Annotated in this window: 25 protein-coding genes; 8 read left to right on the top strand and 17 right to left on the bottom strand. The window is 73.1% G+C overall.

Annotation, left to right across the window (positions count from 1 at the left end; translation table 11 throughout):
* Nucleotides 1–64: 64 nt before the first annotated feature.
* On the top strand, nucleotides 65–730 hold the full coding sequence (locus KDL28_RS20180; RefSeq protein ID WP_252440958.1) for a Crp/Fnr family transcriptional regulator: 666 nt from the start codon (nucleotides 65–67) through the stop codon (nucleotides 728–730).
* Nucleotides 731–1400: 670 nt separating this feature from the next.
* Nucleotides 1401–2108, top strand: coding sequence for a transposase family protein (locus KDL28_RS20175; RefSeq protein ID WP_372497023.1), 708 nt, complete (start codon nucleotides 1401–1403; stop codon nucleotides 2106–2108).
* Between the two features lie 83 nt (nucleotides 2109–2191).
* Here KDL28_RS20175 and KDL28_RS20170 read toward each other — a convergent pair whose 3' ends face one another.
* The gene (locus tag KDL28_RS20170; protein ID WP_252440956.1) at nucleotides 2192–3148 is read right to left on the bottom strand and encodes a hypothetical protein; all 957 of its coding nucleotides are present in this window, start codon (nucleotides 3146–3148) and stop codon (nucleotides 2192–2194) included.
* A 145-nt stretch (nucleotides 3149–3293) separates the two neighbouring features.
* On the opposite strand from KDL28_RS20170, the gene KDL28_RS20165 reads away from it, so the two are divergent.
* On the top strand, nucleotides 3294–3638 hold the full coding sequence (locus KDL28_RS20165; RefSeq protein WP_252440954.1) for a transposase family protein: 345 nt from the start codon (nucleotides 3294–3296) through the stop codon (nucleotides 3636–3638).
* 18 nt (nucleotides 3639–3656) lie between these two features.
* Here KDL28_RS20165 and KDL28_RS20160 read toward each other — a convergent pair whose 3' ends face one another.
* Nucleotides 3657–4769 carry an IS630 family transposase gene (locus tag KDL28_RS20160; protein ID WP_252440952.1) on the bottom strand — a complete coding sequence of 371 codons (1113 nt, stop codon included), beginning with the start codon at nucleotides 4767–4769 and terminating at the stop codon, nucleotides 3657–3659.
* 178 nt (nucleotides 4770–4947) lie between these two features.
* A complete protein-coding gene (locus KDL28_RS20155; protein ID WP_252440950.1) occupies nucleotides 4948–5733 on the bottom strand; it encodes an enoyl-CoA hydratase/isomerase family protein in 786 nt (261 codons plus the stop codon).
* Nucleotides 5734–5840: 107 nt separating this feature from the next.
* On the opposite strand from KDL28_RS20155, the gene KDL28_RS20150 reads away from it, so the two are divergent.
* Entirely contained in the window at nucleotides 5841–6449 is a 609-nt protein-coding gene (locus KDL28_RS20150; RefSeq protein WP_252440948.1) for a TetR/AcrR family transcriptional regulator, read from the top strand.
* Here KDL28_RS20150 and KDL28_RS20145 read toward each other — a convergent pair whose 3' ends face one another.
* From KDL28_RS20145 to KDL28_RS20095, 11 genes are all read right to left on the bottom strand, one after another.
* A complete protein-coding gene (locus tag KDL28_RS20145; protein ID WP_252440946.1) occupies nucleotides 6450–7778 on the bottom strand; it encodes an MFS transporter in 1329 nt (442 codons plus the stop codon).
* A gap of 91 nt (nucleotides 7779–7869) precedes the next feature.
* Nucleotides 7870–8931: a methyltransferase gene (locus tag KDL28_RS20140; protein WP_252440944.1), complete on the bottom strand. Its 1062-nt coding sequence runs from the start codon at nucleotides 8929–8931 to the stop codon at nucleotides 7870–7872.
* A gap of 83 nt (nucleotides 8932–9014) precedes the next feature.
* A complete protein-coding gene (locus KDL28_RS20135) occupies nucleotides 9015–9599 on the bottom strand; it encodes a VOC family protein (RefSeq protein WP_252440942.1) in 585 nt (194 codons plus the stop codon).
* Nucleotides 9600–9630: 31 nt separating this feature from the next.
* Nucleotides 9631–10410 carry an SAM-dependent methyltransferase gene (locus KDL28_RS20130; protein WP_252440940.1) on the bottom strand — a complete coding sequence of 260 codons (780 nt, stop codon included), beginning with the start codon at nucleotides 10408–10410 and terminating at the stop codon, nucleotides 9631–9633.
* Between the two features lie 1418 nt (nucleotides 10411–11828).
* Nucleotides 11829–12248: a Rieske (2Fe-2S) protein gene (locus tag KDL28_RS20125; protein WP_252440938.1), complete on the bottom strand. Its 420-nt coding sequence runs from the start codon at nucleotides 12246–12248 to the stop codon at nucleotides 11829–11831.
* Between the two features lies 1 nt (nucleotide 12249).
* The gene (locus tag KDL28_RS20120) at nucleotides 12250–13311 is read right to left on the bottom strand and encodes an amidohydrolase family protein (RefSeq protein ID WP_252440936.1); all 1062 of its coding nucleotides are present in this window, start codon (nucleotides 13309–13311) and stop codon (nucleotides 12250–12252) included.
* Between the two features lie 5 nt (nucleotides 13312–13316).
* Nucleotides 13317–14429, bottom strand: coding sequence for an amidohydrolase family protein (locus KDL28_RS20115; protein WP_252440934.1), 1113 nt, complete (start codon nucleotides 14427–14429; stop codon nucleotides 13317–13319).
* A gap of 61 nt (nucleotides 14430–14490) precedes the next feature.
* Nucleotides 14491–15540: a phosphotransferase family protein gene (locus tag KDL28_RS20110; RefSeq protein WP_252440932.1), complete on the bottom strand. Its 1050-nt coding sequence runs from the start codon at nucleotides 15538–15540 to the stop codon at nucleotides 14491–14493.
* Between the two features lie 54 nt (nucleotides 15541–15594).
* Nucleotides 15595–16890: a Bcr/CflA family efflux MFS transporter gene (locus KDL28_RS20105; RefSeq protein WP_252440930.1), complete on the bottom strand. Its 1296-nt coding sequence runs from the start codon at nucleotides 16888–16890 to the stop codon at nucleotides 15595–15597.
* A gap of 149 nt (nucleotides 16891–17039) precedes the next feature.
* Nucleotides 17040–17612, bottom strand: coding sequence for a cyclodeaminase/cyclohydrolase family protein (locus KDL28_RS20100; protein WP_252440927.1), 573 nt, complete (start codon nucleotides 17610–17612; stop codon nucleotides 17040–17042).
* Between the two features lie 2 nt (nucleotides 17613–17614).
* Nucleotides 17615–19312, bottom strand: coding sequence for a formate--tetrahydrofolate ligase (locus KDL28_RS20095; RefSeq protein ID WP_252440925.1), 1698 nt, complete (start codon nucleotides 19310–19312; stop codon nucleotides 17615–17617).
* A 208-nt stretch (nucleotides 19313–19520) separates the two neighbouring features.
* Between KDL28_RS20095 and KDL28_RS20090 the strand changes: the two genes are divergently transcribed.
* Nucleotides 19521–20114 carry a TerD family protein gene (locus KDL28_RS20090; protein ID WP_252440922.1) on the top strand — a complete coding sequence of 198 codons (594 nt, stop codon included), beginning with the start codon at nucleotides 19521–19523 and terminating at the stop codon, nucleotides 20112–20114.
* A gap of 70 nt (nucleotides 20115–20184) precedes the next feature.
* On the opposite strand, the gene KDL28_RS20085 is transcribed toward KDL28_RS20090, so the two are convergent.
* The gene (locus KDL28_RS20085; protein WP_252440920.1) at nucleotides 20185–20559 is read right to left on the bottom strand and encodes a hypothetical protein; all 375 of its coding nucleotides are present in this window, start codon (nucleotides 20557–20559) and stop codon (nucleotides 20185–20187) included.
* A gap of 230 nt (nucleotides 20560–20789) precedes the next feature.
* Between KDL28_RS20085 and KDL28_RS20080 the strand changes: the two genes are divergently transcribed.
* The 3 genes from KDL28_RS20080 (at nucleotide 20790) to KDL28_RS20070 (ending at nucleotide 23761) form a co-directional block, all read left to right on the top strand.
* Nucleotides 20790–21443: a hypothetical protein gene (locus tag KDL28_RS20080; protein ID WP_252440918.1), complete on the top strand. Its 654-nt coding sequence runs from the start codon at nucleotides 20790–20792 to the stop codon at nucleotides 21441–21443.
* 93 nt (nucleotides 21444–21536) lie between these two features.
* The gene (locus tag KDL28_RS20075; RefSeq protein WP_252440916.1) at nucleotides 21537–22211 is read left to right on the top strand and encodes a hypothetical protein; all 675 of its coding nucleotides are present in this window, start codon (nucleotides 21537–21539) and stop codon (nucleotides 22209–22211) included.
* A 23-nt stretch (nucleotides 22212–22234) separates the two neighbouring features.
* On the top strand, nucleotides 22235–23761 hold the full coding sequence (locus tag KDL28_RS20070; RefSeq protein WP_252440914.1) for a DUF2252 domain-containing protein: 1527 nt from the start codon (nucleotides 22235–22237) through the stop codon (nucleotides 23759–23761).
* Nucleotides 23762–23805: 44 nt separating this feature from the next.
* On the opposite strand, the gene KDL28_RS20065 is transcribed toward KDL28_RS20070, so the two are convergent.
* Both KDL28_RS20065 and KDL28_RS20060 read right to left on the bottom strand, forming a co-directional pair.
* Nucleotides 23806–24573 carry an alpha/beta fold hydrolase gene (locus KDL28_RS20065; RefSeq protein ID WP_252440912.1) on the bottom strand — a complete coding sequence of 256 codons (768 nt, stop codon included), beginning with the start codon at nucleotides 24571–24573 and terminating at the stop codon, nucleotides 23806–23808.
* A gap of 59 nt (nucleotides 24574–24632) precedes the next feature.
* A complete protein-coding gene (locus tag KDL28_RS20060) occupies nucleotides 24633–25277 on the bottom strand; it encodes a response regulator transcription factor (RefSeq protein WP_308216032.1) in 645 nt (214 codons plus the stop codon).
* Between the last annotated feature and the right edge of the window lie 8 nt (nucleotides 25278–25285).

The following is a 25285-nucleotide window of genomic DNA, read 5'->3' as shown; positions in this document are numbered from 1 at the left end:
GGTGCAATCACACAGGGGAGCAACCGGCCGGTCTGCGTCTCAAGACGCAGACCGCGTCACTCGGATGTGCGCGAGGCAGGGAGGGACGACGGTTAACTGCACGAAGCTGACGACATGGATCAGGTCCGTTGGTCACACCAGGGCATGGCGTCAGGGTTCGATCATCTTCCGCGAAGGCGAGCCGGCCAGCAGTGTGCTCCTCATCGAGTCAGGACGCGCGAAGGCAGTTCTGTCCGCCGCGAGCGGCAAACAGGTCGTACTCGCGGTTCGCGGACCGGGGGACCTGCTGGGCGAGTTCGCGGCCTTGGACAGGCAGGCCCGGTCAGCCAGCATCCAGGCCGTCACCGACCTCCAGGGACAAGTCGTCACCGCCGACGCGCTCGTCGGCCACCTCGCCTCCGACCCGGAAGCCGCTCTGGAGTTGCTGCGCCTCGTAGTCAGCCGCCTGCGCGAGGCGGACCTGCGCCGGCTGGACTTCGGTGCGCTCGACACGACTGGACGGATCGCGAGCTATCTCGTCGAACGCACACGGCGCCAGCGGGCACCGGGCTGGCTCCACCTGACCCAGACGGATCTTGGGCAGTCGGTCGGTGCATCTCGCGAAGCGACGGTCAAGGCGCTGCGTAAGCTGCGAGCAGCCGGGCTCGTCGAGACACGACGGGGCGGGGTGCGCGTCATCGGTCTGGACGGTCTCAGTCGGCTGGCCGAAGGTTGGCCCGATCCGCTGTAGGGCGGCACCATAGGACTTCGCCCTGTGCGACATCGAACTGCGCTCGATTACGCACACTGGGCAGATGACGAACGCCTCCGCGATCAGGGGCACTGCTTCTAGTGTCAAGCCAGAACGAGGCGTGTGGCTAGCGTGCAACTCGCCCCTCGGACACACGGTCAAGTCCCTGACCAGCGAATATTTATCTCGGCTTTCGCGGACATCGGTAAAGCGCCTGGTCAGAGCCGTGGGGGTTCATGACCCTCTCCGACTTGCACAGGCCCCTCCAAGCTGGAGGCGGCCGCGCGATCATGGGCGAGCACCTTGATCACTTCGGCTGCTCCGACAGGATCCTCGTGCTCCCAGATCCTGACCACAAGCCACCCCGCTGCTGCGATCTGGTCGTTCGTGTCACGGTCGCGGCGGGTGATGCCGCGGAACTTCCGACGCCACCAGTTGGTGTCGGACTTGGTGGCTGAGCCTTTCCAGTTTGGCTGCGTGAGTTGCCTGCCCCGGGGTGGTGGCTGATGGGCGTGAGTGAGGCCCCTGGTAGACGGGTGATTGCTGAGATCAACTCGTCCAGACCAGGAGCTTCGGGTGTCTTCCTACCCGTCGGTAATGACCGTGTCCACCGCGCCCTGATCACCCTCGCCGACCGGCTGCGCCACCGCCGCCGCCTACTGCGCACCAAGTGCGACGCCTGGACCCCGGCCGCCAAGCCCTGCTGGTGGTGGCGCACGTGCGCCAAGGCGAGACCTACCTCGACCTCGCCGAGGGCTTCAGCATCGGCATCACCACCGTGTGCCGCTACATCCGGGAGGGCCTCGACGTGCTCGCCGCGCTGGCCCCCACCCTCGCCCAGACCATCGAGCTCGCCCAAGCCAAGGCGTTCATGATCCTCGATGGCACCCTGCTGGCGATCGACCGGGTCGGCATGTCCGGTGGTCACGACCGGCCGTTCTACTCTGGACGGCACAAGTGCCACGGGCTGAACGTGCAGGTCCTCGCCGACCGGCCGGCTGACTGGTCTGGGTCTCACCCACGCTGCCCGGCTCCTGGCACGATCTCGCCGCCGCCCGTGAGCACGGCATCCTTGCCGCGCTCGACCCGCGCCGGAGTTCGAGCGGTCGCCGACACCGGCTACCAAGGCGCCGGTCTGGCGGTCGCGGTCCCGCAGATCCGCCGGCGGTGCCCAGTCGCGGGATCGGTGCGGCGGCTCTATCCACGAACTGCCAGGCGCGGGTTGAGTACGCGAGTCTTTCTCGGGCAGTATTACCCCTGCCGACCGCGCGCACCGCGTCGGTTGTTTGCTTTGCCGCGGCCAGCGGCAGTCGCCCTACGCGGACGACTACTTTCGACTCCGCCGACAGCCGGACGACCCCCTCCACAGGCTGGATGAAATTAATCTCGCCGTCATCTGTCGAGCCAAGGAAGCACCCGCATGCGCAGCGAGCGGCATCTCGACCAGTCGATGCACGAGCGTTAAGGGTGGCGCTGACGTTCCCTCCAGGCTGCATAGGTGTCCAGTTCGTCGCGCATGACCTCATAGAAGTCCAGGCGCAACCGTTCTAAGCTGGGAGTCGAACCACCGCCTGCGGTCGCTAGCAGAGCTTGCAGCGGGTATGAAAGCAGCTGCCCGTGCCAGCCGCAATACACAGCCACGCTGTCCAGTTCAAAGATGTTGTGTCGGTCCAGAAGCACATATCCGATTAGTTGCCTCAGCCACGTCACGGCCTCGTCGACTGCGGGCCGGACAGCGAGCTTAACGTCAATCAGCATTCGGCCAATCACGAGGTCGGCCACGCCGTACCCTAAGGCCAGCTCAGGTGCAACCGAAGCCTCGCTACCTTGCTTGAGCAACGCACGTCGCCCCCGCTTGAGGTATACCCTCCAACAATGCGCCATTGCATCGAGAAGCTCGGCGTCGCCATCGAGGCCACTGTTGTGGGTGGCGAGGCTGACGAACCACGACCGACGCTCGTCAACTGTCCGGCCCTCTCCCCACTTGTGAATGAGTTGGCGAAACCACGCCAAATCTAAGCATGCCCTAAAGGCAGCACTCTGATTCTCGCACGGGACGATTGGATGACGAGTTCGTTCCCAATGACAGAGCAGCGGATCAGTAGTACCGCTCAAGGGCAGCACGCCGACCTGGCGATGCTCATACCCAGCCGCCGCCAGTAGTGCGCGACAACGCTCGATCGGCAAGTAGGAAAGCTCCCGCAGGCGCGGCGGTGTGGCAGCCAGATCCAGGCCCAAACGAAGCTCGAGTGCCCACCCCAAGTCGTCACGTCCACGAATCGCCAGAGCGGGCCCATCAGACATCGACGCCAGCTTCGGAATCCACGTCTGCGCCACACGATCGAGGTAGGGCAATCGATCGCTCAAGAAACGCGACAACGTCGAACTAGCGTACCCAGCCTGGCTCTGGATTCCCATATTCCTCCCGGGTGATTGCTGAGATGGACTCGTCTGAACCAGGAGCTTCGAGTGTTTTCCTACCCTGCGCGGATGACCCTGTCCAACCGGTCGCTGATCATGCTGGCCGACGCGCTACGGCAGCGGCGCACGGTGTTGGGACGAAGTGACGGCGGCTGCCCGTCGGCCGGCAGCCCTGCTCGTTGTGGCCCATCTGGGCAAGGGCGAGACCTACGGCGACCCGGCCCGCGGCTTCGCCGTCGGCACCACCACGGTCTACCGCTACCTGCGCGAAAGACTGGAGGTGCTCGCGGCCCTAGCACCCAGCTTGGGGCAGGCGATCGCCGTCGCGGGGCGCAAGGCGTTCGTGGTGCTCGATGGCACCCTGCTGCGCATCGACCGGGTCGGGATGACAGGAGGCCACGATTGCGCGTACTACTCGGGGAAGCACAAGGCTCACGGGGTGAACGTGCAGGTCCTGGCCGACCCGGCCGGTCGCCTAGTGCGGTGACCACATAGGTTCACCGGGTCAGGCTGCCGCAGGTCGGCCCCAGCGGCGTTGGCGTTCGCTGCGGACCCGGGCGCGTTCGCGGCGTTGGGCGGCGAGGACGTCGGGGTGGCGTGCGTTGGCGTTGCGCCAGCGCAGGTAGTCCTGCAGCCGGCGCGCCAGCGCCGGGTGGTTGGGGTGGTTCGAGGCGCCCATCACGAAGCTGCGCAACGGCCCGAACTGGGCCTCGATCGGATTCGCCCAGGACGCGTAGGTCGGAGTCAGACACAGCTCGACGTTGTGGGCTGCGGCCCAGGCGCGGATCTTCGGGGTCTTGTTCGCCGAGAGGTTGTCCATGATCACGTAGATCGGGGCGCCGTCGGGTCGGGCCGCTCGGATCGACTTCAACGCCGCCAGCGAGTGATCGCCGCCTTTGCGGCGCCGGGTGACGCCCCAGAGTTGGTCATCGCCGAGGCTGTAGCAGCCGTGGAAGTAGCGGATGCCGTGCGTGCGGGTGTAGGTGGCGGGCAACCGGTCGGGCTTGGACTCAGGTGCCCAACTCCAGCCGTGGCACGGGCGGATCGACAGCGGCCCGAACTGGTCGAACGCGAAGCAGCGGTCCGGGAACCGGGCGATGACCTCTTCGATGTGGTCGAGCTTGGCGTCCTTGTCCGGGTCCGTGGACTCCTTCCAGGTGCGTGTGCGCTGGAACGACACGTGGCGCTCGCGCAGGATCTGGCGCAGCCGCTCCCGGCTGATCACGATCCGGCGCTTGTGGCAGCGGCCCAGATGAGCGGCGAGTTTGCGCAGGCTCCAGTGGGTGAAGGGGCACCCGAGTTTGGTGGGTCGGGTGCTGGCCGTCGTGACGATGAAGGCGATGTCGTCGTCACTGATCAGGCGGGGACGGCCTCCCGCCCACTGAGGGTCCAGCGCGGCCAGGCCCTTCTCGTTGAAGGCGTGGATCACGTCGCGGACGGTGTCTTCGTCGGCGGCGACCAGGCGGGCGATCGCTGACACCGGTGTGCCGGAGGACGAGGCCATGATGATCGTCGCGCGCCGGACCCGGATCGGGTTGCCCCGACCTCGACGCACGATCTGGGTCAGCCGTTGTCCTTCGTAGTCAGACAGCCGACGGGCTTTGACGGGCTCGGCCACCCGCTCCCCACCTCCTCGATCCCGGGTTGATAGCGGGATCGAGGGTGGAGCAGCACCAGGTCAGTCGCGGGACATCGGTCGGCGTGTCGCGAACCGGTGAACGTTCATGGCCGCCGCACTAGGGGGTCGTCAGGCGAGCTGACCGGACGGCGATCGGGGATCGGACGGGCGGGGGGCCTCAGCGCACCGCCCACTCCCCGGTGAACTCCGGCTCGCGCTTCTCGTTGAACGCCAGGAACGCCGCCGCGGTGTCGGCGGTGGCGAAGTTGACCGACTGGGCCCGGGCCTCCCCGGCCAGCGCGGCGCGCAGGGTGCTGTCGGCGCCCTCGTGCAGCAGCGCCTTGGACTGCGCGATCGCCACCGGCGCCGCCGCGGCCAGCCGCTTGCCGAGGTCGGCGACGAAGCCGTCGATCTCGGCGGGGTCGACCACCCAGGTCACCAGGCCGAGCCGGTGCGCCTCCGCGGCGTCGATCATCTCGGCGAGCAGCGCCAGGCGCTTGGCCTGCTGCATCCCGACCAGCTTGGGCAGCAGCCACGACCCGCCGAAGTCCAGCGACAGCCCGCGCTTGGCGAAGATCTGGGAGAACCGGGCGGTCGGGGTGGCGACCACGAGGTCGCAGCCCAGGGCGAGGTTCCAGCCTGCGCCGACCGCGACGCCGTCGACCTTCGCGACCGAGGGCACCGGCAGCTCGTGCAGCAGTAGCGCGACCTCGTTCACCCGGCGCATCCGGTCGAGCGGGTGCCCGGTGGAGCCGCGGTCGGTGAGGTCGGCGCCCGCGCAGAACGCGCCACCCGCCCCGGTGATCACCACGGCCCGGACGTCGTCGTCGTCGCGGGCGGCGGTGAGCTGCTCGCGCAACCCGTTCCACAGCTCGCCGTTGAGCGCGTTGCGGCGCTGCGGGCGGTTGAGCGTCAGCGTCAGCACTCCGCTGTCGCGGCTGGTCAGCAGGACGTCGTCCGTCATTGGGACTTCCTCCACGTCGGCGGGGTCGCTGCGGTCAACCTACCGAACACTCGTTAAGCGAACAACGCCGCGCGGCTCACGTCGGCCCTCACCCATATGCTGATCCGATGACCGAGCGTCGAGGCGCGCCGACCATCCCACGCGGCGGCGGCCGGGACGCCATCACCGGGGCCGCCCGCGAGATCCTCAGCGAGCGCGGCTACCACGGCACCTCGATCCGCGACATCGCCAAGCGCGCGGGGCTGAGCCTCTCGGCGCTCTACTACTGGCACCCCAGCAAGCAGCACCTGCTCGCGGCGCTGATCGAGGACATCACCCACGACTACTTCCAGCGCTGCGACCTGGCCCTGCGCGAGGCCGCGGACGACCCCGCCGAGAAGCTGCGCGCGCTCGTGCGGGCGACCGTCGAGTACCGGGTGAGCCGCAGGGTGGAGAGCAACATCTCGGCCCTGGAGTGGCGCAACCTGGAGCCGGCCAACCGCGAGCGGCTCGACGGCCTGCGCCACGCGGCCACCCAGCTGTGGGCCGACATCGTCGCCGACGGCGTCGCCTCCGGCGACTTCCACTGCGCCCACCCCGACGACGCCCGCCGCTCGATCATCGCGGCCTGCAACGCGATCGCGCAGTGGTACGAGCCGGGCGGGGGGATCACCCTGCCCGAGCTCGTCGAGCGCTACTGCGCGATCGCGCTGCGGGTCGTCGACCACCGGGGCTGATCAGCTCGGGGTCAGCTGCTTCGACCCGTCGGTGCCGTCCGGCGCGGCGATCGTCGTCGGGCCGCGCAGGCCCAGCCGGGCGGCGTCCTGGTCGGGCCGCACGACGACCATCGCGGTCAGCCCGCCGAGCACCATGAGCCCGCCCGCGATGTCGAAGGCGAGCCCGTAACCGGCCGCCGGGGTGGCCGCGGCGTCGACGATCGCGCCGGTCAGGGTGGGCGAGACGATGCTGGCGATCGAGACGACCGCGTACCAGACGCCGAGGGCGGCGCCGCGCTGGCGGGCCGGCACGGTGTCGGCCACCGCGGCCTGGGACAGCGGCGTCTGCGAGTTGCCGATGCCGAAGGCGAGCGCGATCAGCGGCAGCGCCCACGCCGAGGCGCCCGCCCGGGTCATCAGGATCATGCTCAGCCCGGCGACGAGCGCGAACGCGCCGCCGATCACGCCCTGGCCGATCCGCCGGGACACGCCCCGGCGCAGCAGCCGCTGCGACACCGCGCCGCCCAGCAGCATGAACACGATGCTGACGTAGGCGGGCAGGCTCGCCATCACCCCGATCGCCGAGCGCTCGTAGCCGACGATCTCACCGAGGTAGAGCGGCAGGAACGAGATCCCGAGCGCGAGCCCCCAGTAGACGGTGAACCCGGAGAACAGGGTGCCCAGCCAGGTGCCGGTGGTGAGCAGGCGCCGGTACGGGATGCGCGGCTCGTCGGCGGGTCCCGTGCCATCGGTGGCCTTCGCCGCGGTCACCGAGTGCGGGCCGTCGCCGCCGATGAGGTACCAGGCCAGCGCCCAGATCAGGCCGATCACGCCCAGCAGCAGGAACGGGGAGCGCCAGCCGGAGGAGGCGATCAGCATGTTGAGCAGCGGGGCGCCGATGATCACGCCGAGGCCGGAGCCGACGGTCAGCAGCGCGGCGGTGAAGGCCCGCTTGTGCTCCTCCACCCAGGTGAAGGCCACGTGCATGCCGAGCGGGACGCCGGGGCCCTCGCCCGCCCCCAGCAGGATCCGCGTCGCCAGCAGCACCCCGAACCCGGCGGCCGGGACGGCGATCGGCAGCTGGGCGACCGACCAGGTCACGGCCAGCCCGATGAGCAGCCACTTGCCGGGCACGCGGTTGCCGAGGAACCCGAAGGCGATCGCGGAGATGCTGAACAGCAGGTAGAACGAGCTCGACAGCAGGCCGTACTGGGTGGTGCTGATGCCGAGCTCGGCCATCATCGGCGCGGCCGCCAGCCCGATGATCGCCTTGTCCGCGAAGTTGATCGCGACGAACAGCATGAGCAGCGCGATCGCCCACCTGCTGCGGGCGGAACTGGACAGCCTCACGGGACCTCCTGGCCTGACGACGCGGGCAGAACGGGCGGCGGCTTAACGATCGTTCGACCACTATGGCACCGCGGCGACTGCCGACAAAGCGTCAGTCCACGACGAACGCCTCGATGACGTGCAGCCCGGTCGGGACCGGGGTCACGGCGCCGACGCGCAGCCCGGCGCCGTCGAGCAGGCGGCGGAACTCGGCCTCGGTTCGCTCCTGGGCGGCGTGCGCGACCAGCATGTTCAGGTCGCTGCGGGCCATCGCGCGGTGGCCGTCGACCGGCTCCATCCGCTCGGGCATCAGCCGTTCGATCACCAGCAGCCGCGACGACGCCGACATCGCCGCCCGGCAGGCCGCGAGGATGCTGGCCGAGCGCTCGTCGTCCCAGTCGTGCAGCACGTTCTTGAGCAGGTAGGCGTCGGACCCGCCGGGCACCTCCGCGAAGAAGCTGCCGGCGACCAGCTCGCAGCGCTGCGCCACGCCTGCCTTCTCCAGGTTGGCGCGGGCGTGCGCGACCGCGTGCGGGAGGTCGAGCAGCACCCCGGTGGCCGCCGGGCTGGCCAGCAGCACCCCGGCCAGCAGCTCGCCGTAGCCGCCGCCGACGTCGGTGATCCGCGCGAAGCGGGAGAAGTCGTAGCCGGCGACGATGCCGCGGGCGCTGAGCCGGGTCATGTCGGCCATCGCCCCGTTGAACACCGCGGCGCGCTCGGGGTCCTCGCGCAGGGCGTCGAAGTTCCGCGAGCCGGACACGACCTCGCGGCCCGCGCGACCGGTGGTGATGCTGTGCGGCAGCTGGGCCCACTCGTCCCACAGGTAGCGACCCCAGTAGCGGGTCCAGTCGCGCACCGAGCCGTCCGCGTCGGCCGCCAGCAGCCTGCCCATCGCCGTCACGGCGAACTCGTCGCCGTCGAGCTCGTCGCAGACGCCGATGGTGACCAGCGCGCGCAGCAGCCTGCGCAGCGAGGGCTCGTGCGCACCGGTCGCGCCGGCCAGCTCGGCCACCCCTAGCGGGCCGGCGGCCAGCAGGTCGGCCAGCCCCAGCTCGGCGGCCACCCGCGCGGCCTGCGCCATCCAGCTGCCGTTCACGATCTCCAGCAGCCGCCCGGCCAGGACCACCGGGTCGTCGGGATCGTCGGGGCCCTCCGCCGGTCGCACCTCTGCCACGTGGACCTCCCGCCGCCTCGTCGCGCCCGTCCCACCCTCGCACACGGTCCGGACGGACCCAAGGGATCCGGCTGGGGGATCGATCACCCGGGCCGCAGCACCAGGCTCCCCGACCGGCCCCGCAGCGCGAGCCGCAGCGCGGGCTCACCGTCCGCGAACGAGACACCCCGCAGCGCTCCCGCGATCCCCAGCGCGGCCCCCGCCCCGGCGCCCACGATCTCCGCGTGCGCGATGCCCGTGGCGGCGTTGACGACCTCCGGGTCCATGCGCCGCGCCGGGCGCAGCGGGTCGAGGTCGGCGGCCTCGTGCACCGCGAGGAAGGGCGCCGCCGGATCGTCCAGCACCCGCAGCGTCGGCCCGGCGGGCACGGCGTAGGTCACGAAGCCGGGGTGCTCGGGTGCTCGGCCGCGCAGCACCACCCCGAACGGCCGCGCCCGCCCGTCGCACCGCTCCTCGAACCGCAACCCGCTCGCCCTCGCCTCCGCGGGCGAATCGACCCAGAGAAGCTCCACGTAGGAGTCGGGGAAGACGATCCGGCGGTTGCGGGTACCCTGCCCGACGTGCCGGATGCCCCGGTCGAGGACCAGGTCCGCCGCGGCGACCCGGTCCAGGCCCGCGCAGCGGTCCGGGCCGGGCAGGAAGACGATCAGGTGGTCGAGTTCGAGCACCCGACCAGCCTGCCGCGCCCGGCGGTGCGCGTCACGGCCTGCGGCCGACACCGCCCAGCAGGTGCACGCGGCGCGCATCGCGGCGCGGCCCGGACCCGTCGGGCCGCCACTGCATGATCGGCACCACCCCGGGGTCGAGCAGCTCCAACCCGGCGAACAGCTCCAGCACCTGGGCCTGCGACCGGGCCGACCGGTCGAGCCCGACCGCGTTGCCGACCTGCATCGCGCGCTCGACGCCCGCCGGGTCGAAGTCGGCGGTCGGGTGGGTGATGACGAGGTGGCTGCCCGGCGCCAGCCGGGCGATCAGCACGTCGAGGATGGCGCGGGCCTCCTCGTCGGAGTGCCTCATCAGGGTCGACGACAGCGCCACGGCGACCGGCGCCCGCAGGTCGACGGCCCCGGTCAGGGCCGGGTCGTCGAGCAGCGCGGCGGGCTCGGTGACGTCGCCCGGGACGAACGAGACCGACCCCTTCGGGTGGCTGACCAGCAGGGCGCGCGAGTGCGCCGCCACCACCGGGTCGCTGTCGACGTAGACCACGCTCGCCAGCGGCTCGACCTCCTGGGCCACCTGGTGCAGGTTGTAGGAGGTGGGCAGCCCCGACCCGAGCAGCACGTACTGGGACAGGCCCACCTCGGTCGCCAGGTGGCGCACCGCGCGCTCCATGAACCGGCGGTGCTCGCGGGCCATCATGGCCAGCCCGGGCAGCTCGGCGATCATCGCGTCGCCGAGCTCGCGGTCGGCGGCGTAGTTGTCCTTGCCGCCCAACCAGTAGTTGTGGACCCGCACGGGATGCGGCCGACTCGCGTCCACCTCCGGCAAGGGAGTGGGCGGCTGAGCCATCGGCGTCCTCCGGCTGACTACTCGCAGTAGCGATTCGCTGAGGTCCGAAGCGACGGGCCTCGAACAAGCCCACCCTACCCACGGACAGCGCTGCACAGCGTCACGGCACGCCCCGGGATGGGTGAGTCCCCCTAATCACCGTGGCGGCTCTCTGGTCGTGGCTCGTGTCGGGCGAACGGGGCGCTCGGCCACGACCCACCGCCCCTTCGCCGGGCGCCCGCGAACGAGAGTGATTCTCGTGCCGATGGGCGGGACGAAAGTCGCTCTCGTCCCGCCTGGCGGGACGAAGGCCACTCTCGTGCCGCCGATGTGGCGCGCCGGCGCCGTCATGCGGGCGGGGCGAGCGCCGAAGGCGCGAGCCCCCGGTGGGCGCGAAGCGCCCACACTCCACCCGAGGCCCCTGCCGTCACGTCGGCGCGCTCAGCGTGCACGCCCGGAAGGCCCCCGCACCCTGCCCGCCCAGCCGCAGCGTGCTCGATGCCAACCGTGCGGGGGTTTTCCGGGCGTGCAACCCTGGGCGGGTCGACGTGAGGGCAGGGGCCGGACCCCTGCTTGATCCGAGGTCGCCCGCCGCGTAGGCGCCGCCGGAGGCGCTCTTCCCCGTCCCGGAGCTGGGCCTCGGGCTTTGAGCTGAGCGCGTCGCCCACGACCGTCACTGTTCAGGGCGCCTCCGGCGGCACCTCCGGTGAGGACCTCAGCTCCAGCAGGGGGCGAAGTACTCCCCTGCCGCCACCTCGACCCGCCCATCGAAGCACCTCCGTCACCGACCCACACCCCACCATCCGCCTTCGGCGGGCGCCGGGTGCCGCCGCTCCCCGGCTCCGCTCCGCTCCGCCTCCGCGGCTCCGGAGAGCGGTGGGGTGCGGGCCGGCGCCGGAGGCGCTGCGCCGTGCGTGCCGAGGCGACGGCAGGGGAGCACTTCCGGGGGTGGGGTGAGCGCTGCGCGCCACCCGGGGCTCGACCCGGCTCGCGGCGCTGCGCGCCGCCTCGCCCGCAGGGCGAGAGCGACTCTCGTCCCACCCGGTGAAACGAGCGCGACTCTCGTCCCGGCACGAGCGAGCGGCGCGTGCGCCCAGCCTCGTTGAGCGAACGCGACTCTCGTCCCACCCCGCGGAGCGAACGCGACTCTCGTCCCACCCCGCGGAGCGAACGCGACCCTCGTCCCGCCGGGCGAGCGAGTGGCGCAGCGGGCCAGCCTGGTTGGGCGAGGGCGCCGTTCGCTCGGGTCGGGCGGGGCGGGTGCGGCGAGCGAGTGGCGCGGTGGGCCAGCGTCGTTGGCCCAGCGCGCCGTTCGCTGACGGTGGGCGGGCGGGGCCCAGCCAGTGAGCGAGAGCGACACCGTTCCACCTGGCGGCACGGGAGCCACTCTCGAGGTCGGGCCCACCGGACTACACGTGCACCACCACGTACCGCCGCCGCACCTCCACCTCGTAGCGCTCGGCGACGTAGGGGCCGGGACGGGGGCCGGGGGGCGGGTCGGGTTCGACGGTCGTCTCGTAGGAGCGCACCCGGGTGCGGTCGGGGTCGAACCACGAGCGGCCGGTGGTCACGTCGAACTCCCAGCCGTGCCACGGGCAGCGCAGGATCTCCCCGTCGCGCTCGTAGGTGTACTCACCCGGTGAGCGGGAGGTGACCAGGCCGGAGAGGGTTCCCTCGCAGAGCCGGGCGCCCGCGTGCGGGCAGGTGTTGCGCAGGGCGTAGTAGCGCCCGGCGACGTTGAAGACCCCGATGGAGCGCCCGTCGACCTCGACGATCTTGCGCTGCCCCGGCGGGATCTCGTCGACGGTGGCCACCACGTGCGCGGCCATGTCAGGGCAGGCCGTAGAGCGCCATGGCGTTGCCGCCGAGGATCCGGGCCCGGTCGTCGGGGTCGAGGCGGGCGCGGATCGCGCGGTCGGGGTCGTCGAAGTCCCAGTGCGGGTAGTCGGTCGAGAACATGACGCGGTCGACCCCGCCCATCTCGTCGAGGACGCCGAGCAGGTGGCGGGGGTCGGGTGGTTCCTCGATCGGTTGGGTGGTCACCCACAGGTGCTCGCGGACGTACTCCGACGGCGGGCGGGTCAGGTGCCCGACCTCGTCGCGCAGCCGGGCCCAGTGCTTGTCCATCCGCCACACCAGCGACGGCAGCCAGCCGAAGCCGCCTTCGATCAGCACCACCCGCAGCGCCGGGAACCGCTCGAACAGGCCCTCGACGACCATGCTGACGACCTGGGCCTGGAACGCCTGGGCCATCGCGGTGTGGTCCTCGATGTAGAACGAGGGCCACCCGGAGGCGGTCAGCGGGTTGCGGCCCCGACCGCCGCCGAAGTGGATGCCCACCGGCAGGCCGTGGCGCACGGCGGCCTCGAAGATCGGGGTGTAGCGGCGGCGCCCGAGCGGTTCGTCGGTGCGCACCAGCAGCAGCACCTGGACGAACCCGGGGTGGGCGGCGGCGCGGTCGATCTCCTGGGCGGCGAGCTGGGGGTCCTCGTAGGGGACGACGATGCCGGCCCGCAGCCTGGGCTCCTTCTCCAGCCATTCCGCGACCTGCCACTCGTTGACCGCGCGGCACAGCGCGGCCGCGTAGTCGGGGTTCTGCTGGCGGCAGGCGGTGGTCAGGCAGTTGAGGACGCCGTAGCGGATGTCGTAGGGGTCCAGGTGCTGGGCGCGCATGAAGTCCAGGTCGCCGCCGGGGGGCCGGCCCGACGGTGGCCACGCGTCCGCGCGGGCCGCGCGCGGTGAGCCCTTGGGGTAGGAGGTCCCGCCGTCGGCGCGGCCGCCGTAGGTCTCGTCGTACTCGCGCCAGCGCTGCGGCAGGTACGGGCGCAGCGCGCCCGGCCAGAGCTCGTTGTGGATGTCGCAGTCGACCAGCGGCGGACGCGTGCGGGCCACGGTGCTCACCCCTCGCCCAATCGGTAGGTCTCGTGCGCGGTGCCGCCCAGGAAGCGGGCCATCGCGTCGGGGGGCAGGTCGGCGGGCGCGGCCAGCGCCGGGTCGTCGAACTGGTGGTGGGGGTAGTCGGTGGCGAACATGAGCATGCGGTCGCTGCCGAGGCGGTCGAGGACGTCGCCCAGCCGCGCCGGGTCGGGGGCGTCGATCGGCTGCGCCGTGAGCCGCACCGATGCGCGGATCACCTCCGAGGGGAGCCGGTCGACCCAGGGCACCTCGCGCCGCAGCCCCTTCCAGTTCTTGTCCAGCCGCCACATCAGCGCGGGCAGCCAGGTGAACCCGGACTCGACGAGCACGATCGGCAGCCGCGGGAACCGCACCGGCACGCCCTCGCACACCAGGCTGACGACCTGGGCCTGGAACGCCTGGGCCAGCCCGACGTACTCCTCCAGGTAGTAGCTCGGCGCCCCGACCGGCGTGACGGGGTTGCCTGCGGCGCCGCCGGCGTAGACGGCCAGGGCCAGCCCGTGGCGCTGGGCGGCCTCGTAGATCGGCCAGAACGTGCGCGACCCGAGCGGGGCCCGCGCCCGCACGGGCATCAGGACCTGCACGAACTCCGGGAGCGGGCCGACGCGGTCGATCTCATCGGCGGCCCGCGCCGGGTCCTGGGCGGCCACGACGACCGAGCCCCGCAGCCGCGGCTCGACGGCGAGCCACTCGGCGTGCTGCCAGTCGTTGACCGCGCGTGCCATCGCCACGGCCCAGTCGGGGTTGTGGATGCCGTCGACGCCGTAGACGCAGTGGGTGACCGCGATCCGGGTGCGCCACGGGTCGAGCAGCTGCGCGCGCAGCAGGTCGAGGTCCGAACCGGGCGGCCCGTCCTCGGGGCGCGTGCCCGGCATCGCGCTGAGCGGCGACCGGGGCGGATAGAGGTCGGACTCCAGGCTCTGCACGCCGCTCTCGCGAACGTAGTCGCGCCAGCGGGCGGGCAGGAACCCGGCCAGTGCGTCGATCGAGCGGGGCGTGATGTGCACGTCGGTGTCGACGAGCGCGACGTCGGGCCAGTCGGCCGGGCGCGCGTACACCCGCGCCTCCCCCGCCCCGAGCAGCTCCACGACCATTCGTCCGATCGTCGCACGGGCGCCCGGCGGCGGGAAGCGGAGCGGGCGCGGCCCCCCGACCTCAGTCCAGGACCGACCACCGCCCGCGCGCGATCCGCCCCGCCAGCGCGAGCAGGCCGACGGCGTGGTCGTGCAGGCGCTGCCCGATCTCGGGGGGCGCCTGGCCCGCCGAGGCCCGCGCCCAGGTGCCCTCCAGCACGATGCCGAGCTTGAACCCCGCCAGCGCGGTGTACCAGTCGACGTGGGCGGGCTCGCGGCCCCCGGCGCCGGCGTAGGCGGCGACCAGCTCGGCGCGGGTGGGCAGCCCACCGAGCCGGGCCAGCGGGCCGCCGACGTCCATCGACCGGGGCTCCTCGGGCCAGGTGACCATCAGCCAGCCCAGGTCGAGCAGCGGGTCGCCGACGGTGCACATCTCCCAGTCCACGATCGCGGCGACCCGCGGGGCGGCCCGGGCGAGCATGACGTTGTTGAGGTGGAAGTCGCCGTGCATGACCCCGGGCGGGGCGTCGGGGGGTCGGTGCTCCTCCAGCCAGCCCGCGACGAGCTCGACGTCGGGCAGCCCGCCGGGCTCCCAGTCCGGGAACTCCCGGTAGCCCTCCAGGTGGCGCAGCCACTGCGGCACCTGCTTGGCCAGGAAGCTGCCGGGCTTGCGCAGCACGTCGAGCCCGCGCTCGGCCGGGTCCAGTGCGCCCAGCCGGGCCAGCGCCCGGGCCATGGCCAGCCCCTGCCCGTGGCGCAGGGCCGCGTCGCCGCGCTGCGCCGCCGTGACCTCCTCGCCGGGGTTGACCCCGTCGACCAGCTCCATCAGGTAGAACACCACGCCGAGCACCGACGTGTCGGTGCAGCCTGCGATGAGGCCGGGGTGCGGCACGTCCGTGCCGGCGAGCCCGCCCAGCACGGTGATCTCCCGGGCGATGGTGCGGTCGCTGGTCGGGCGCGGGTGCTCGGGCGGGCGGCGCAGCACGACGGGCCTGCCGTCCAGCTCGATCCGCAGCACGACGTTCTGCGTGCCGCCGGCCAGCGCCGAGACCTCCCCGATCTCGTCGCCGATGCCCTCGGCGCGCACCCAGCGGGCCAGCGCGTCGAGATCGACGGTGTCGACGGGGCTCATCGCGTCCTCGCGCTCAGCACCGGCACCACTATGCCGCAGGCGGGGGCCGCACGATCAGCTCGCGGCCCGGCAGGCGGCGCCCTCGGCGGGCTCAGGGGCCACCGCGGCCGCCCGGACCCGCCCGAGCAGCTGGGCCAGCAGCGCGCCGGCCAGGCACACCACGACCACCGCGGCCACCGGCGGGACGCCCGCGACCACCGGCACCGCGCCCACGAGCGGGGCGCTGGCCGCGCCGAACCCGAACTGCGCCGTGCCCAGGATCGCCGCGGCGCGCCCGGCCGCGGTGCGCTCGACCGACATCCCGACCGCGACCGCGTTCGGCATGACGAAGCCCCAGCAGCCGACGAGCACGAACAGGGCGCAGAGGGCGACGACCAGCGGGGCGCCCACCTGCAGCGCGACGGCGAAGGCCACCGACGAGGCGACCATCACCGGCAGCGCGACCGAGAGCACCCCGTTCGGCGTGAACCGCCTCATCAGCAGCCGGTTGACGTTGTTCGAGATGATCATCCCGGCGGCGTTGAGCGCGAAGACGGCGCTGTAGCCCGCGGGGCTGAACCCGCGCTCGACCTGCAGGTAGAACGACATCCCGGCCAGCTGGGCGATCATCGCCGCCCCGCTGAGCCCCAGCACCAGCGCGCTGACCAGGATCTGCCGCCGACGCAGCAGTCCCCACAGGCTCGTCCCGGCGCGGCGCGGCGCGCTCCCCCGCGCCGCGGTGGTCCCGCCGACCCAGCGCGGGTGCGTCTCGGGCAGCGCCAGCGCCACCAGCCCCAGCCCGAGCAGGCCCAGCGCCAGCGTCACGCCGAAGATCCACCGCCAGGACAGGCCCGCCTCCAGCAGAGCGGCGCCCAGCAGCGGCGCCAGCATCGGCGCGACCGCCGTGGCCGCCGCGAGCAGCGAGTAGAAGCGCGCGAGCTGCGCGCCCGCGTGCACGTCGCGGGCGATGGCGCGGGCCATGGCGATGCCGGTGGCGGCGGCGAAGCCCTGCACCAGCCGCGCCGCGATCAGCAGCTCGATCGACCAGGCAACGGCGCACAGCACCGAGGCCACCGCGTACCCGGCCAGCCCCACCAGCAGCGGCCTGCGCCTGCCGAGCCGGTCGCTGATCGGGCCGACGAGCAGTTGGCCGAGCGCGAGCCCGATCAGCGTCGTGGCCAGCGTCGCCTGCACCGCCCCCGTCGAGGCCCCGAACTCCCGCTGGATGGCCGGGAAGGCCGGGCTGTAGGTGTCGAGCGAGAACGGGCCGAGCCAGGCCAGCACCACGGCCACCGGCAGGACCCGGCGCACGAGGCGGGGCGGGAGCACGGCCGGGGGCGCGGCCGGGCCCGGACGGGTCTGGTCGATCACTCGGGCACCGATCCGCCGGCGCCCGGGCGTCGGCAACCGAACACCGGCACTAGTTAGTAGCCGACAAGCAATCGTCCGGTGCGCCGGGGGTGAAAGGCCATGCGACAAATGCCGGACGTGGGCCGCATCACGCGCCACGGCCCCGCCGCTCAGTCCGCTCGAGCAACCTTCCGGGCCGCCACGGCCGCCCGCTCGACGGCGTCGCGCGCGGCCGCGGCCACCGCGGCGTCCAGCCCGCCCAGCTCCACGTTGATCCGCACCAGCTCCGCCGCCGCGCGGGCCGCCGCCTCGGCGAGCACCACCGCCGCCCGGACGTCCCCGAGCAGGTTGGGGTTGCCCGCGGCGGCCACGGCGACCGCGATCTCCCCGACCCGGGCTCCGCACTCCGCGATCCGCAGCGGCACGTCGGCCGCCCGCTCCAGCGCCACCCGCACCCGCCGCGCGCGGTCGGGCTCGGCCTCCGGGGTGCGCAGGGCGGCCAGGACCTCCCCGTAGGCGGCGGCGTCGGCGTCGGCGAGCGCGAGCACCGCCGTGCGCTCGGCGTCGGCCCGCCCGGCGAGCGCGGCGGCGCCCTCGTCGGAGGAGTACCGCGCGCTCATCGCGGCCAGGCCGGCCGCGCCGGCCGCCGTGACCGCGCAGACAGCGCCCCCACCCGGCGCCGACTGCCGCGCCGCCACGGCGGCCAGGAACTCCTCGACCGTGCGCTCGCCGAACGGGTCCACGCTCAGGACAGCCCGACGATCTCGTCGTTCTCGTCGATGTCGATCCGGTGGGCGGCCGGGTCGGCGCCCAGCCCGGGCATCGTGCGCATGTCGCCGCAGATCGGGTAGATGAACCCGGCGCCGATCGAGGCCCGCACCTCGCGCACCGGCATCCGCCAGCCGGTCGGCGCGCCCTTGAGCGAGGAGTCCGACGAGATCGACAGGTGGGTCTTGGCGATGCAGACCGGCAGGTCGCCGAACCCGTTGCGCTCGTAGCGGTCGAGCTGGCGGGCCGCGCGCAGGTCGTAGTCGACCCCGTCGGCGCCGTAGACCTTCGTCGCCACGACCTCGATCTTCTCCCGCAGCGACGCCGAGTCCGGGTAGAGGAACCGGAAGTCCGTCGGCTCGTCGGCGGCCTCGGCGACCGCCTCGGCCAGCTCGGTGGCCCCCGCGCCGCCCTCGGCGAAGTGCCGGCAGACCGCGACGCGCGCGCCGACCGCCTCCGCGATCTCGCGGATAGCCGCGTGCTCGGAGGGGTGGTCGTCGGGGAAGGCGTTGATCGCGACCACCGGCGAGACGCCGTGCAGCCGGATGTTCTCGATCTGCTTGCGCAGGTTCGCCGCCCCGGCGTGCACGTCGTCGGGGTTCTCGGCGAGCAGGGCGTCGGGCAACGGCCTGCCCGCGACGATCTTGAACCGGCCGGAGTGCGCCTTGAGCGCCCGCACGGTGGCCACCACCACGGCGGCGTCGGGGGTCAGGCCCGATGCCCGGCACTTGATGTTGAAGAAGCGCTCGGCGCCCATGTCCGCACCGAAACCGGCCTCGGTGATCAGGAAGTCGCCGCCGCGGATGCCGATCAGGTCGGCGACCACCGACGAGTTGCCGTGCGCGATGTTGCCGAAGGGGCCGGCGTGCACCAGGACCGGGGTGTTCTCCAGGGTCTGCAGCAGGTTCGGCTTGAGCGCCTCGCGCATGATCACCGTCATGGCGCCGGCGCCGCCGATGTCCTCGGCGGTCACCGGCTTGCCGTCGCCGGTGTAGCCGACCACCACCCGCCCGAACCGCTCGCGCATCTCCCGGACCGACCGGGCCAGCGCGAAGATCGCCATCACCTCGGAGGCCGCGGTGATGTCGAAGCCGGTCTGGCGCGGGATCCCGTCGGTGTGGGTGCCCAGGCCGACGATCACGTTGCGCAGCACCCGGTCGTTGACGTCGAGCACGCGCCGCCAGGTGATGCCGTGCGGGTCCAGCCCGGCGGCGTTGCCCTGGAACAGGTGGTTGTCCAGCAGCGCCGAGAGCATGTTGTGCGCCGCGGTCACCGCGTGGAAGTCGCCGGTCAGGTGCAGGTTGAGCAGCTCCATCGGCACGACCTGGGCGTAGCCACCGCCCGCGGCGCCGCCCTTGATCCCGAAGGTCGGGCCCATCGACGGCTGGCGGATCGCCACCGTGGCGCGGCGGCCGATGTGCTTCATCGCCTGCCCGAGACCGACGGTGGTGGTCGTCTTGCCCTCGCCCAGCGGGGTCGGGGTCACCGCCGAGACCACCACGTACTTGGCCTTGGGGCGGTCGGCGAGCTCCTCGATCGCCTCCAGCCGGATCTTGAGCACGTCGCGGCCGTGCTGCTCGACGAGGTGGGCGCCGATGCCCATCTCACCGGCCACGTCCTCGATCGGCTTCAGCGACGCCGCGCGGGCGATCTGCAGGTCGGACGGGAAGGCCATGGACGGCTCCAAGCTCGGGGGTGATCCCCGACACGTTAGCCCGAGGGACCGCCTGCGGGGAACGTCCAGTTGCGCCTGGCGCCGACAGTTGCGTCCTGCGCCAAGACGTCGGCCCAGGTGGGCAGCACTCCCGGGGTTCGCCGGGATGGCTACAGTCGTCGCGGTTCCGGCATAACGGCCGAAGCACACGAGGGAAACGAGGGATCGGATGCCCGTCAGCCTGACCAAGGGCGGCAACATCAGCTTGACCAAGGAGGTCGCCAAGACCCCCGGTGCCGCCCCGCTCACCGCCGTCACCGTCGGTCTCGGCTGGGACGCGCGCACCACCGACGGTGCGAAGTTCGACCTCGACGCCGTGGCGCTGGGCCTCGGCGCCGACGGCAAGGTCCTCGACCAGGGCAGCTTCATCTTCTTCAACCAACTGGTCGGCGCGGGTGGGGCGATCCAGCACACCGGCGACAACCGCAGCGGGGAGGGCGAGGGCGACGACGAGCAGATCAAGGTCGACCTGGCCGGCCTGCCCGCCGGGCTGGAGAAGGTCGTCTTCGCCGTGGTCATCTTCGACGGCGAGTCCAACGGCCAGACCTTCGGCCAGGTGCGCAACGCGTTCGTCCGCGTGATCAACCAGGCCGACCAGAGCGAGATCGCCCGCTACGACCTGAGCGAGGACTCCTCGACGGCCGCGGCCATGATCTTCAGCGAGCTCTACAAGAGCGGCGACGACTGGAAGTTCCGCGCCGTCGGCGACGGCTACTCCGGTGGCCTCGCGGCGCTCGCGAAGGACTACGGCGTCGACGTCTGACCCACCGCCACGACACCGGCCCGGCATCCCCTCGCGGGACGCCGGGCCGGTTCTCGTTCCGGGCGACCGCTCATCCCCCGTCGCGGACCGGACGCCGGCGCACGACGACGGCGGCGATGACCACCGCGACCGCGGCCACCACGATCAGCGCGGCGAAGGCCGGGTGCATGTCCTTGGACAGGCTCGGGGCGCGCTCCGGCCCGATCGCCCAGAGGGCCAGCGGGACGGCGTAGGCCGCGGCGAGCGCGCCGGCCCACCAGCGCAGCGCCCGTAGGCGGGCATCGCGCAGGGTGCCGACCAGCACCAGGGCGACCGGGACGATCGCCAGCATGGCGAACTGGCCGACGACCAGCAGCGGGACGGCGACCGCGGAGATGATCACCGATCGCGGGGTGCGGCCGGTCTCGCGCTGCGGGCGGGCGTCGACGGGGTGGGTGGTGGACATGGCGGTCTCCTGGGGGTCGAGGGATGGGGCACGACCAGTGCGTTGGCCTTACGGCTGTAACCATACACCCGTCAACTCATCGTCCGCTCGCCCTCATGACGTGGCGCACACCTCCGCCAGTTCGGCCGGGTAGTCGGCCGGCGGCGGGAGCCCGGCCTCGGCCCGCAGGGCGTCCACCCGTGCGGCCGCCGTCCTCGGGCATCCCGCGCCCGTCCGGGGATGATGGCCGGGTGCAGAACGGGTACGCGGTGCTCAGGGCGGAGTTCCCGCAGACGTTGACCGACGCGCTGGTCGCCGACGCGCAGCGCCACGAGTTCCGGCTCTGGAGCCCGGGCAAGGGCGGCGCCTTCGCGCTGGCGGCCCTGGACGAACCGGGTGCCCCCCGGGAGGCGGCCGCGTGGCTCTCGCGCGCCGCCGCCGACCACGGGTTCGCCGGCTTCACCCCCAACGAGGTCAGCTACCAGCGCTACACGGCGGGCGGCAACGGCATCCCGCCGCACCGCGACCAGCGCTACTACGCCGCCTGCATCGGCATCATCACCCTGCGCGGCAGCGCCACGTTCGCCGTGCACGGCAGCCGCGACCGCGACGACGTCGTCGACGAGTGGACCACCGGTCCCGGCGAGGTGATCCTGCTGCGCGGCTGGAGCCCCGACCCGGACTCCGACCCGCGGCCCTACCACCGCATCGACCCGCCGACGAGCGGCGAGCGCCTGATGTTCCAGGCGCGCCGCAACCTCGCCGCGCCGCCGCCGTCCCCCTGGGCCGAGCACCTCACCCAGGAGGAGGCGCAGCAGGCCTCCCGCCTCGTCGGGGCGACGCCGGTGCTGCGGTCGGCGACGGGCGGCAGCGGACCTGCGGCCGACGACCCACCGCGGCGATGACGAGCCGCGATGCGGTCGCCGCACGGCTCGGAGGTCCGCGTCTGGTCAACCTGGGGTAGTCCGAGTGAACCCGCTGTTAACGAGCTCGTGGCCGTGCGCGAGACGTGCGGGGTGAACCCCGAGCAGTTCCGTCCCGCTCCCCACGGGCACCAGGGCTGGCCGCCGCCCCCGCGCCAACCGCACCAGCCGCCGCCCTGGGACCAGCAGTGGGACCAGCAGTGGGACCAGCCCCAGCGCCGGGCGCGCCCCATCGCCCCCGCTCGGCGCCCGCGCAGCCGGTGGCCACTGGTCCTCGCGATCGTCATCGGGCTGCCGCTCGTGCTGGTCGGGTCCTGCATCGCGCTCATCGGAGCGGGCGCCGAGCGGGTCCAGGAGGAGCGCGCGGGCGGGACCGTCGCGCTGGGCGAGACGTTCAGCTACAGGTCCGGGCTCGGGCTGTCGGTGTCCGTGCCGGTGCCCCACGAGGTCGACAACCGCTTCATCGTCGACCCCGACGCCGAGCGGGCCTTCGCGGTGACGGTGAAGGTCTTCAACGGCACCGACCGCCCGGTCGCGGCGGCACTCGTGACCGTGAACGCCACCGTGGCCGGCCGGCCCGTCCAGCGGCTCGTCGACGACACGCTCTTCGTCTCCCAGGACATCGCACCCGGGCGGTCACTGGAGTACCCGGCCCACTTCAAGGCCCCGAAGGACCTGGCCGGCGCCCTCCAGATCGCCGCGACCGGCGAGTTCAACGAACCGGTCTTCTTCACCGGGCAGCTCAGCTGAGCGCGGGACGTACGATCACCGGTGTGACCGCCGCACCGGTTCCCGCGCACGACGACGAGCGCGGGCCCGGCGACCGGGACCGGCCGCCCCTCGACCCCGCGGGCAGCCGCGCGGACGGCTCCCCGCCCACCGGGGTCACCCGCGCCGAGCAGACCCCGCGCGGGCGCTTCGACAGCCACGTCTTCGGCGCGCTGACCGACCCCGCCGCCCTGCGCGCCAAGGGCGTCGAGCTGCGGGTGGCCACCCCGTCCGCCGCCTTCGGCGCCTACGCGCCCCGGGCCGGGCGGCCCGACCCGGTCGAGTTCGTCGAGCGGACCAACGCCGGGCGCGTCGACGACCTGATCGCGCTGCGGGTCGGGCGGATGGCCGCGTCGCCGTTCGCGTTCCTGCGCGGCAGCGCCGGGCTGATGGCCGCCGACCTCGCCGACTCCCCCACCTCCGGGGTCACGGCGTGGATCTGCGGCGACGCACACGCCTCCAACTTCGGCCTGTACGCCTCGCCGGAGCGCCGGCTGGTCATGGACGTCAACGACTTCGACGAGACCCTCATCGGTCCGTGGGAGTGGGACCTCAAGCGGCTGGCCACGAGCATCGTCGTGGCCGCGCGGGAGACCGGTGGCCGCGACGCGGACGCCGTCACCGCGGCCGCGGACTGCGCCCGCACCTACCGGGCCGCCCTGCGCGAGCTGGCCGCGCTGCCCGTCCTGGACGCCTACTACCTGACCACCGACAAGAAGACGGTCTCGCACTTCGACACCGACGACCTGGGCGAGGTGTTCAAGCGGGTCGGGAAGAAGGCGCGGCGCAACACCAGCCGCCGCGTCGTGGAGAAGTTCGCCGAGCCCACCGAGCACACCGGCTGGCGGTTCGTCGCCGACCCGCCCGTCCTCACCCGCATCGACGACGCCACCGCGCGGGCCGTGCTCGACGGCGTCGAGGACTACGCCCAGCGCTGCCTCGACGACGAGCTGCGCCAGCTGCTGTCGCGCTACGCCGTCGCCGACATCGCCCACCGGGTCGTCGGGTTGGGCAGCGTCGGGCGGCGCAGCTACGTGATGCTGCTGCACGGCAACGGCGACGACTCGCTCGTCCTGCAGGTCAAGGAGGCCGGGCCGTCCGCGCTGGCCCCCTTCGCCGGGGCCACCCCCTACGCCCACGACGGCGAGCGGATCGTGCACGGCCAGCGCTGGATGCAGACCGTCAGCGACATCTTCCTGGGCTGGACCACCATCGAGGGCCGGCCCTACCTGGTGCGCCAGTTCCGCGACATGAAGGGCAGCATCGACCCGGTGCTGCTCGAGCCCCACCAGCTCGACGACTACGCCCGCGTCGTCGGCGCGGTGCTGGCCCGCGCGCACGCCCAGTCGGCCGACCCGCGGATCCTGGCCGGGTACTGCGACGGCGCGCGGGGCTCCGAGCACGGCGAGCGGTTCGACCGGGGCATGGCCGCGTTCGCGCTCGCCTACGCCGACCAGGTCGAGGCCGACCACGCGGCGCTGGTCGGCGCGGTCCGCGGCGGTCGCCTCCCCGCGCTGTTCCTCGACGGCTGAGGGGGACGGCCGGACACCCCGTCGCCGCGCTCGGCGGAGGGCGCTCAGCCCTCGGCCAGGTCCGCCTCGAACGCGCGCAGCCGCTCCAGGAACCGCCGCGGCTCGACCAGGTGCGGGTAGTGGCCCAGCCCGTCCCAGACCTCCAGCTGCGCCTGCGGGATCCGCCGCGCCAACCACTCGGCGTGCCCGGGGCCGGGGTCGATGCCGTCCAGGGCGAGGTAGGGCGCGGTGAGCCCGGCGACCATCCCGTCCACGGCGCGCTCCAGCTCGGTCGGCGTGGTGTCGAGCAGTAGGCCCCAGATCCCCAGCACGACGGCCTGGTCGGGGCGGCGCAGCGCATCCAGCCGCGCCCACTCGGCGTCGGGCAGGGGCCCGCGCATCGAGTCGAACAGGGCCGCGATGACCGCCGGGAACGCCTCCCCGCGCAGGTTGTCGGCCTGCGCCTGGATGCCGCCCTGCAGCGGGGCGAGGTCGAGGCTCTGGTCGACGTTCACCGCGCCGCGCACCTCGTGCGCCGCGGCGTAGGCCGTCACGACCATCCCGCCCAGCGAGTGCCCGACCAGCAGCGGCGCCCGCCCGCCCGGGTCGGCCCCGGCCACGACCGCCGCCACGTCGTCGACCAGCGCGGCGATCCCGTAGTCGTCGCCGCCGGGCGACTCGCCGTGCCCGCGCAGGTCGACCCGCAGGACGCGGTGGTCGCGGGCGAGGTCGTCGGTGAGCGGGTCCCACGAGCGGCGGTTCTCGGTGATGCCGTGCACGAGGACGAGCAGCGGCCCGTCCCCGCGTAGGTCGTGGGCCAGAGGGATGATCATGGCGCGGACGCTACGCCCCGGCCTGCGCCCCGCACCACGGCCACCCGGACGGCCCGGGCTCAGGGGCGGGGCCGGTCCAGGGTGAGCAGCCCGCGCTCCAGCGCCACGGTCACCGCGGCGGTGCGGTCGTCGACGCCGAGCTTGCCGAACACGTGCACCAGGTGGGTCTTCACCGTCGCCTCGGAGATCGCCAGGGAGCGGGCGACCGCCCGGTTGGTCAGCCCCCTGGCGACCAGGGCGAGCACCTCCAGCTCGCGCTCGCTCGGGGCGTCGGGCACCCGCGTGCGCAACCGTCCGAGCAGGCGGGCGGTGACCGCGGGGGCGAGCACGGACTCGCCCCGGGCGGCCGCCCGGACGGCCCGGAACAGCTCCTCGCGCGGGGTGTCCTTGAGCAGGTAGCCGACGGCCCCCGCCTCCACGGCGCGCAGGATGTCCTGGTCCTCGTCGTAGGTGGTCAGCACCAGCACCCGCACGCCCGGGTGGTCGCGGGCCAGCGTCCGGATCGCCGCCACGCCGTCCGAGCCCGGCATCCGCAGGTCCATCAGCACGAGGTCGGGGGCATGCCGGGCGACCTGGGCCACGGCCTCGTCGCCGTCCGCGGCCTCGGCCACGACGTGCAGGTCGGGCTGGCCGTCGAGCATGCCGCGCACCCCGTCGCGCACCACCGGGTGGTCGTCGACCACGACGATCCGCACCCCGCTCACGCCGACTC

Source organism: Pseudonocardia humida, assembly GCF_023898865.1.
In the GTDB taxonomy this organism is placed as follows: domain Bacteria; phylum Actinomycetota; class Actinomycetes; order Mycobacteriales; family Pseudonocardiaceae; genus Pseudonocardia; species Pseudonocardia humida.
The sequence above is the reverse complement of the archived record's forward strand: the minus strand, read 5'-3'. Positions and strand labels throughout refer to the sequence as shown.

What these genes read in the sequence shown, in the direction of transcription:
- KDL28_RS20125 (WP_252440938.1), bottom strand. Translation starts at nt 12,248, where the DNA reads ATGGCCGCGCACGTGGTGGCCACCGTCGACGAGATCCCGCCGGGGCAG.
- KDL28_RS20095 (WP_252440925.1), bottom strand. Translation starts at nt 19,312, where the DNA reads ATGGCCTTCCCGTCCGACCTGCAGATCGCCCGCGCGGCGTCGCTGAAG.
- KDL28_RS20155 (WP_252440950.1), bottom strand. Translation starts at nt 5,733, where the DNA reads ATGACGGACGACGTCCTGCTGACCAGCCGCGACAGCGGAGTGCTGACG.
- KDL28_RS20065 (WP_252440912.1), bottom strand. Translation starts at nt 24,573, where the DNA reads ATGATCATCCCTCTGGCCCACGACCTACGCGGGGACGGGCCGCTGCTC.
- KDL28_RS20085 (WP_252440920.1), bottom strand. Translation starts at nt 20,559, where the DNA reads ATGTCCACCACCCACCCCGTCGACGCCCGCCCGCAGCGCGAGACCGGC.
- KDL28_RS20150 (WP_252440948.1), top strand. Translation starts at nt 5,841, where the DNA reads ATGACCGAGCGTCGAGGCGCGCCGACCATCCCACGCGGCGGCGGCCGG.
- KDL28_RS20090 (WP_252440922.1), top strand. Translation starts at nt 19,521, where the DNA reads ATGCCCGTCAGCCTGACCAAGGGCGGCAACATCAGCTTGACCAAGGAG.
- KDL28_RS20115 (WP_252440934.1), bottom strand. Translation starts at nt 14,429, where the DNA reads ATGGTCGTGGAGCTGCTCGGGGCGGGGGAGGCGCGGGTGTACGCGCGC.
- KDL28_RS20170 (WP_252440956.1), bottom strand. Translation starts at nt 3,148, where the DNA reads ATGGGAATCCAGAGCCAGGCTGGGTACGCTAGTTCGACGTTGTCGCGT.
- KDL28_RS20180 (WP_252440958.1), top strand. Translation starts at nt 65, where the DNA reads ATGTGCGCGAGGCAGGGAGGGACGACGGTTAACTGCACGAAGCTGACG.
- KDL28_RS20110 (WP_252440932.1), bottom strand. Translation starts at nt 15,540, where the DNA reads ATGAGCCCCGTCGACACCGTCGATCTCGACGCGCTGGCCCGCTGGGTG.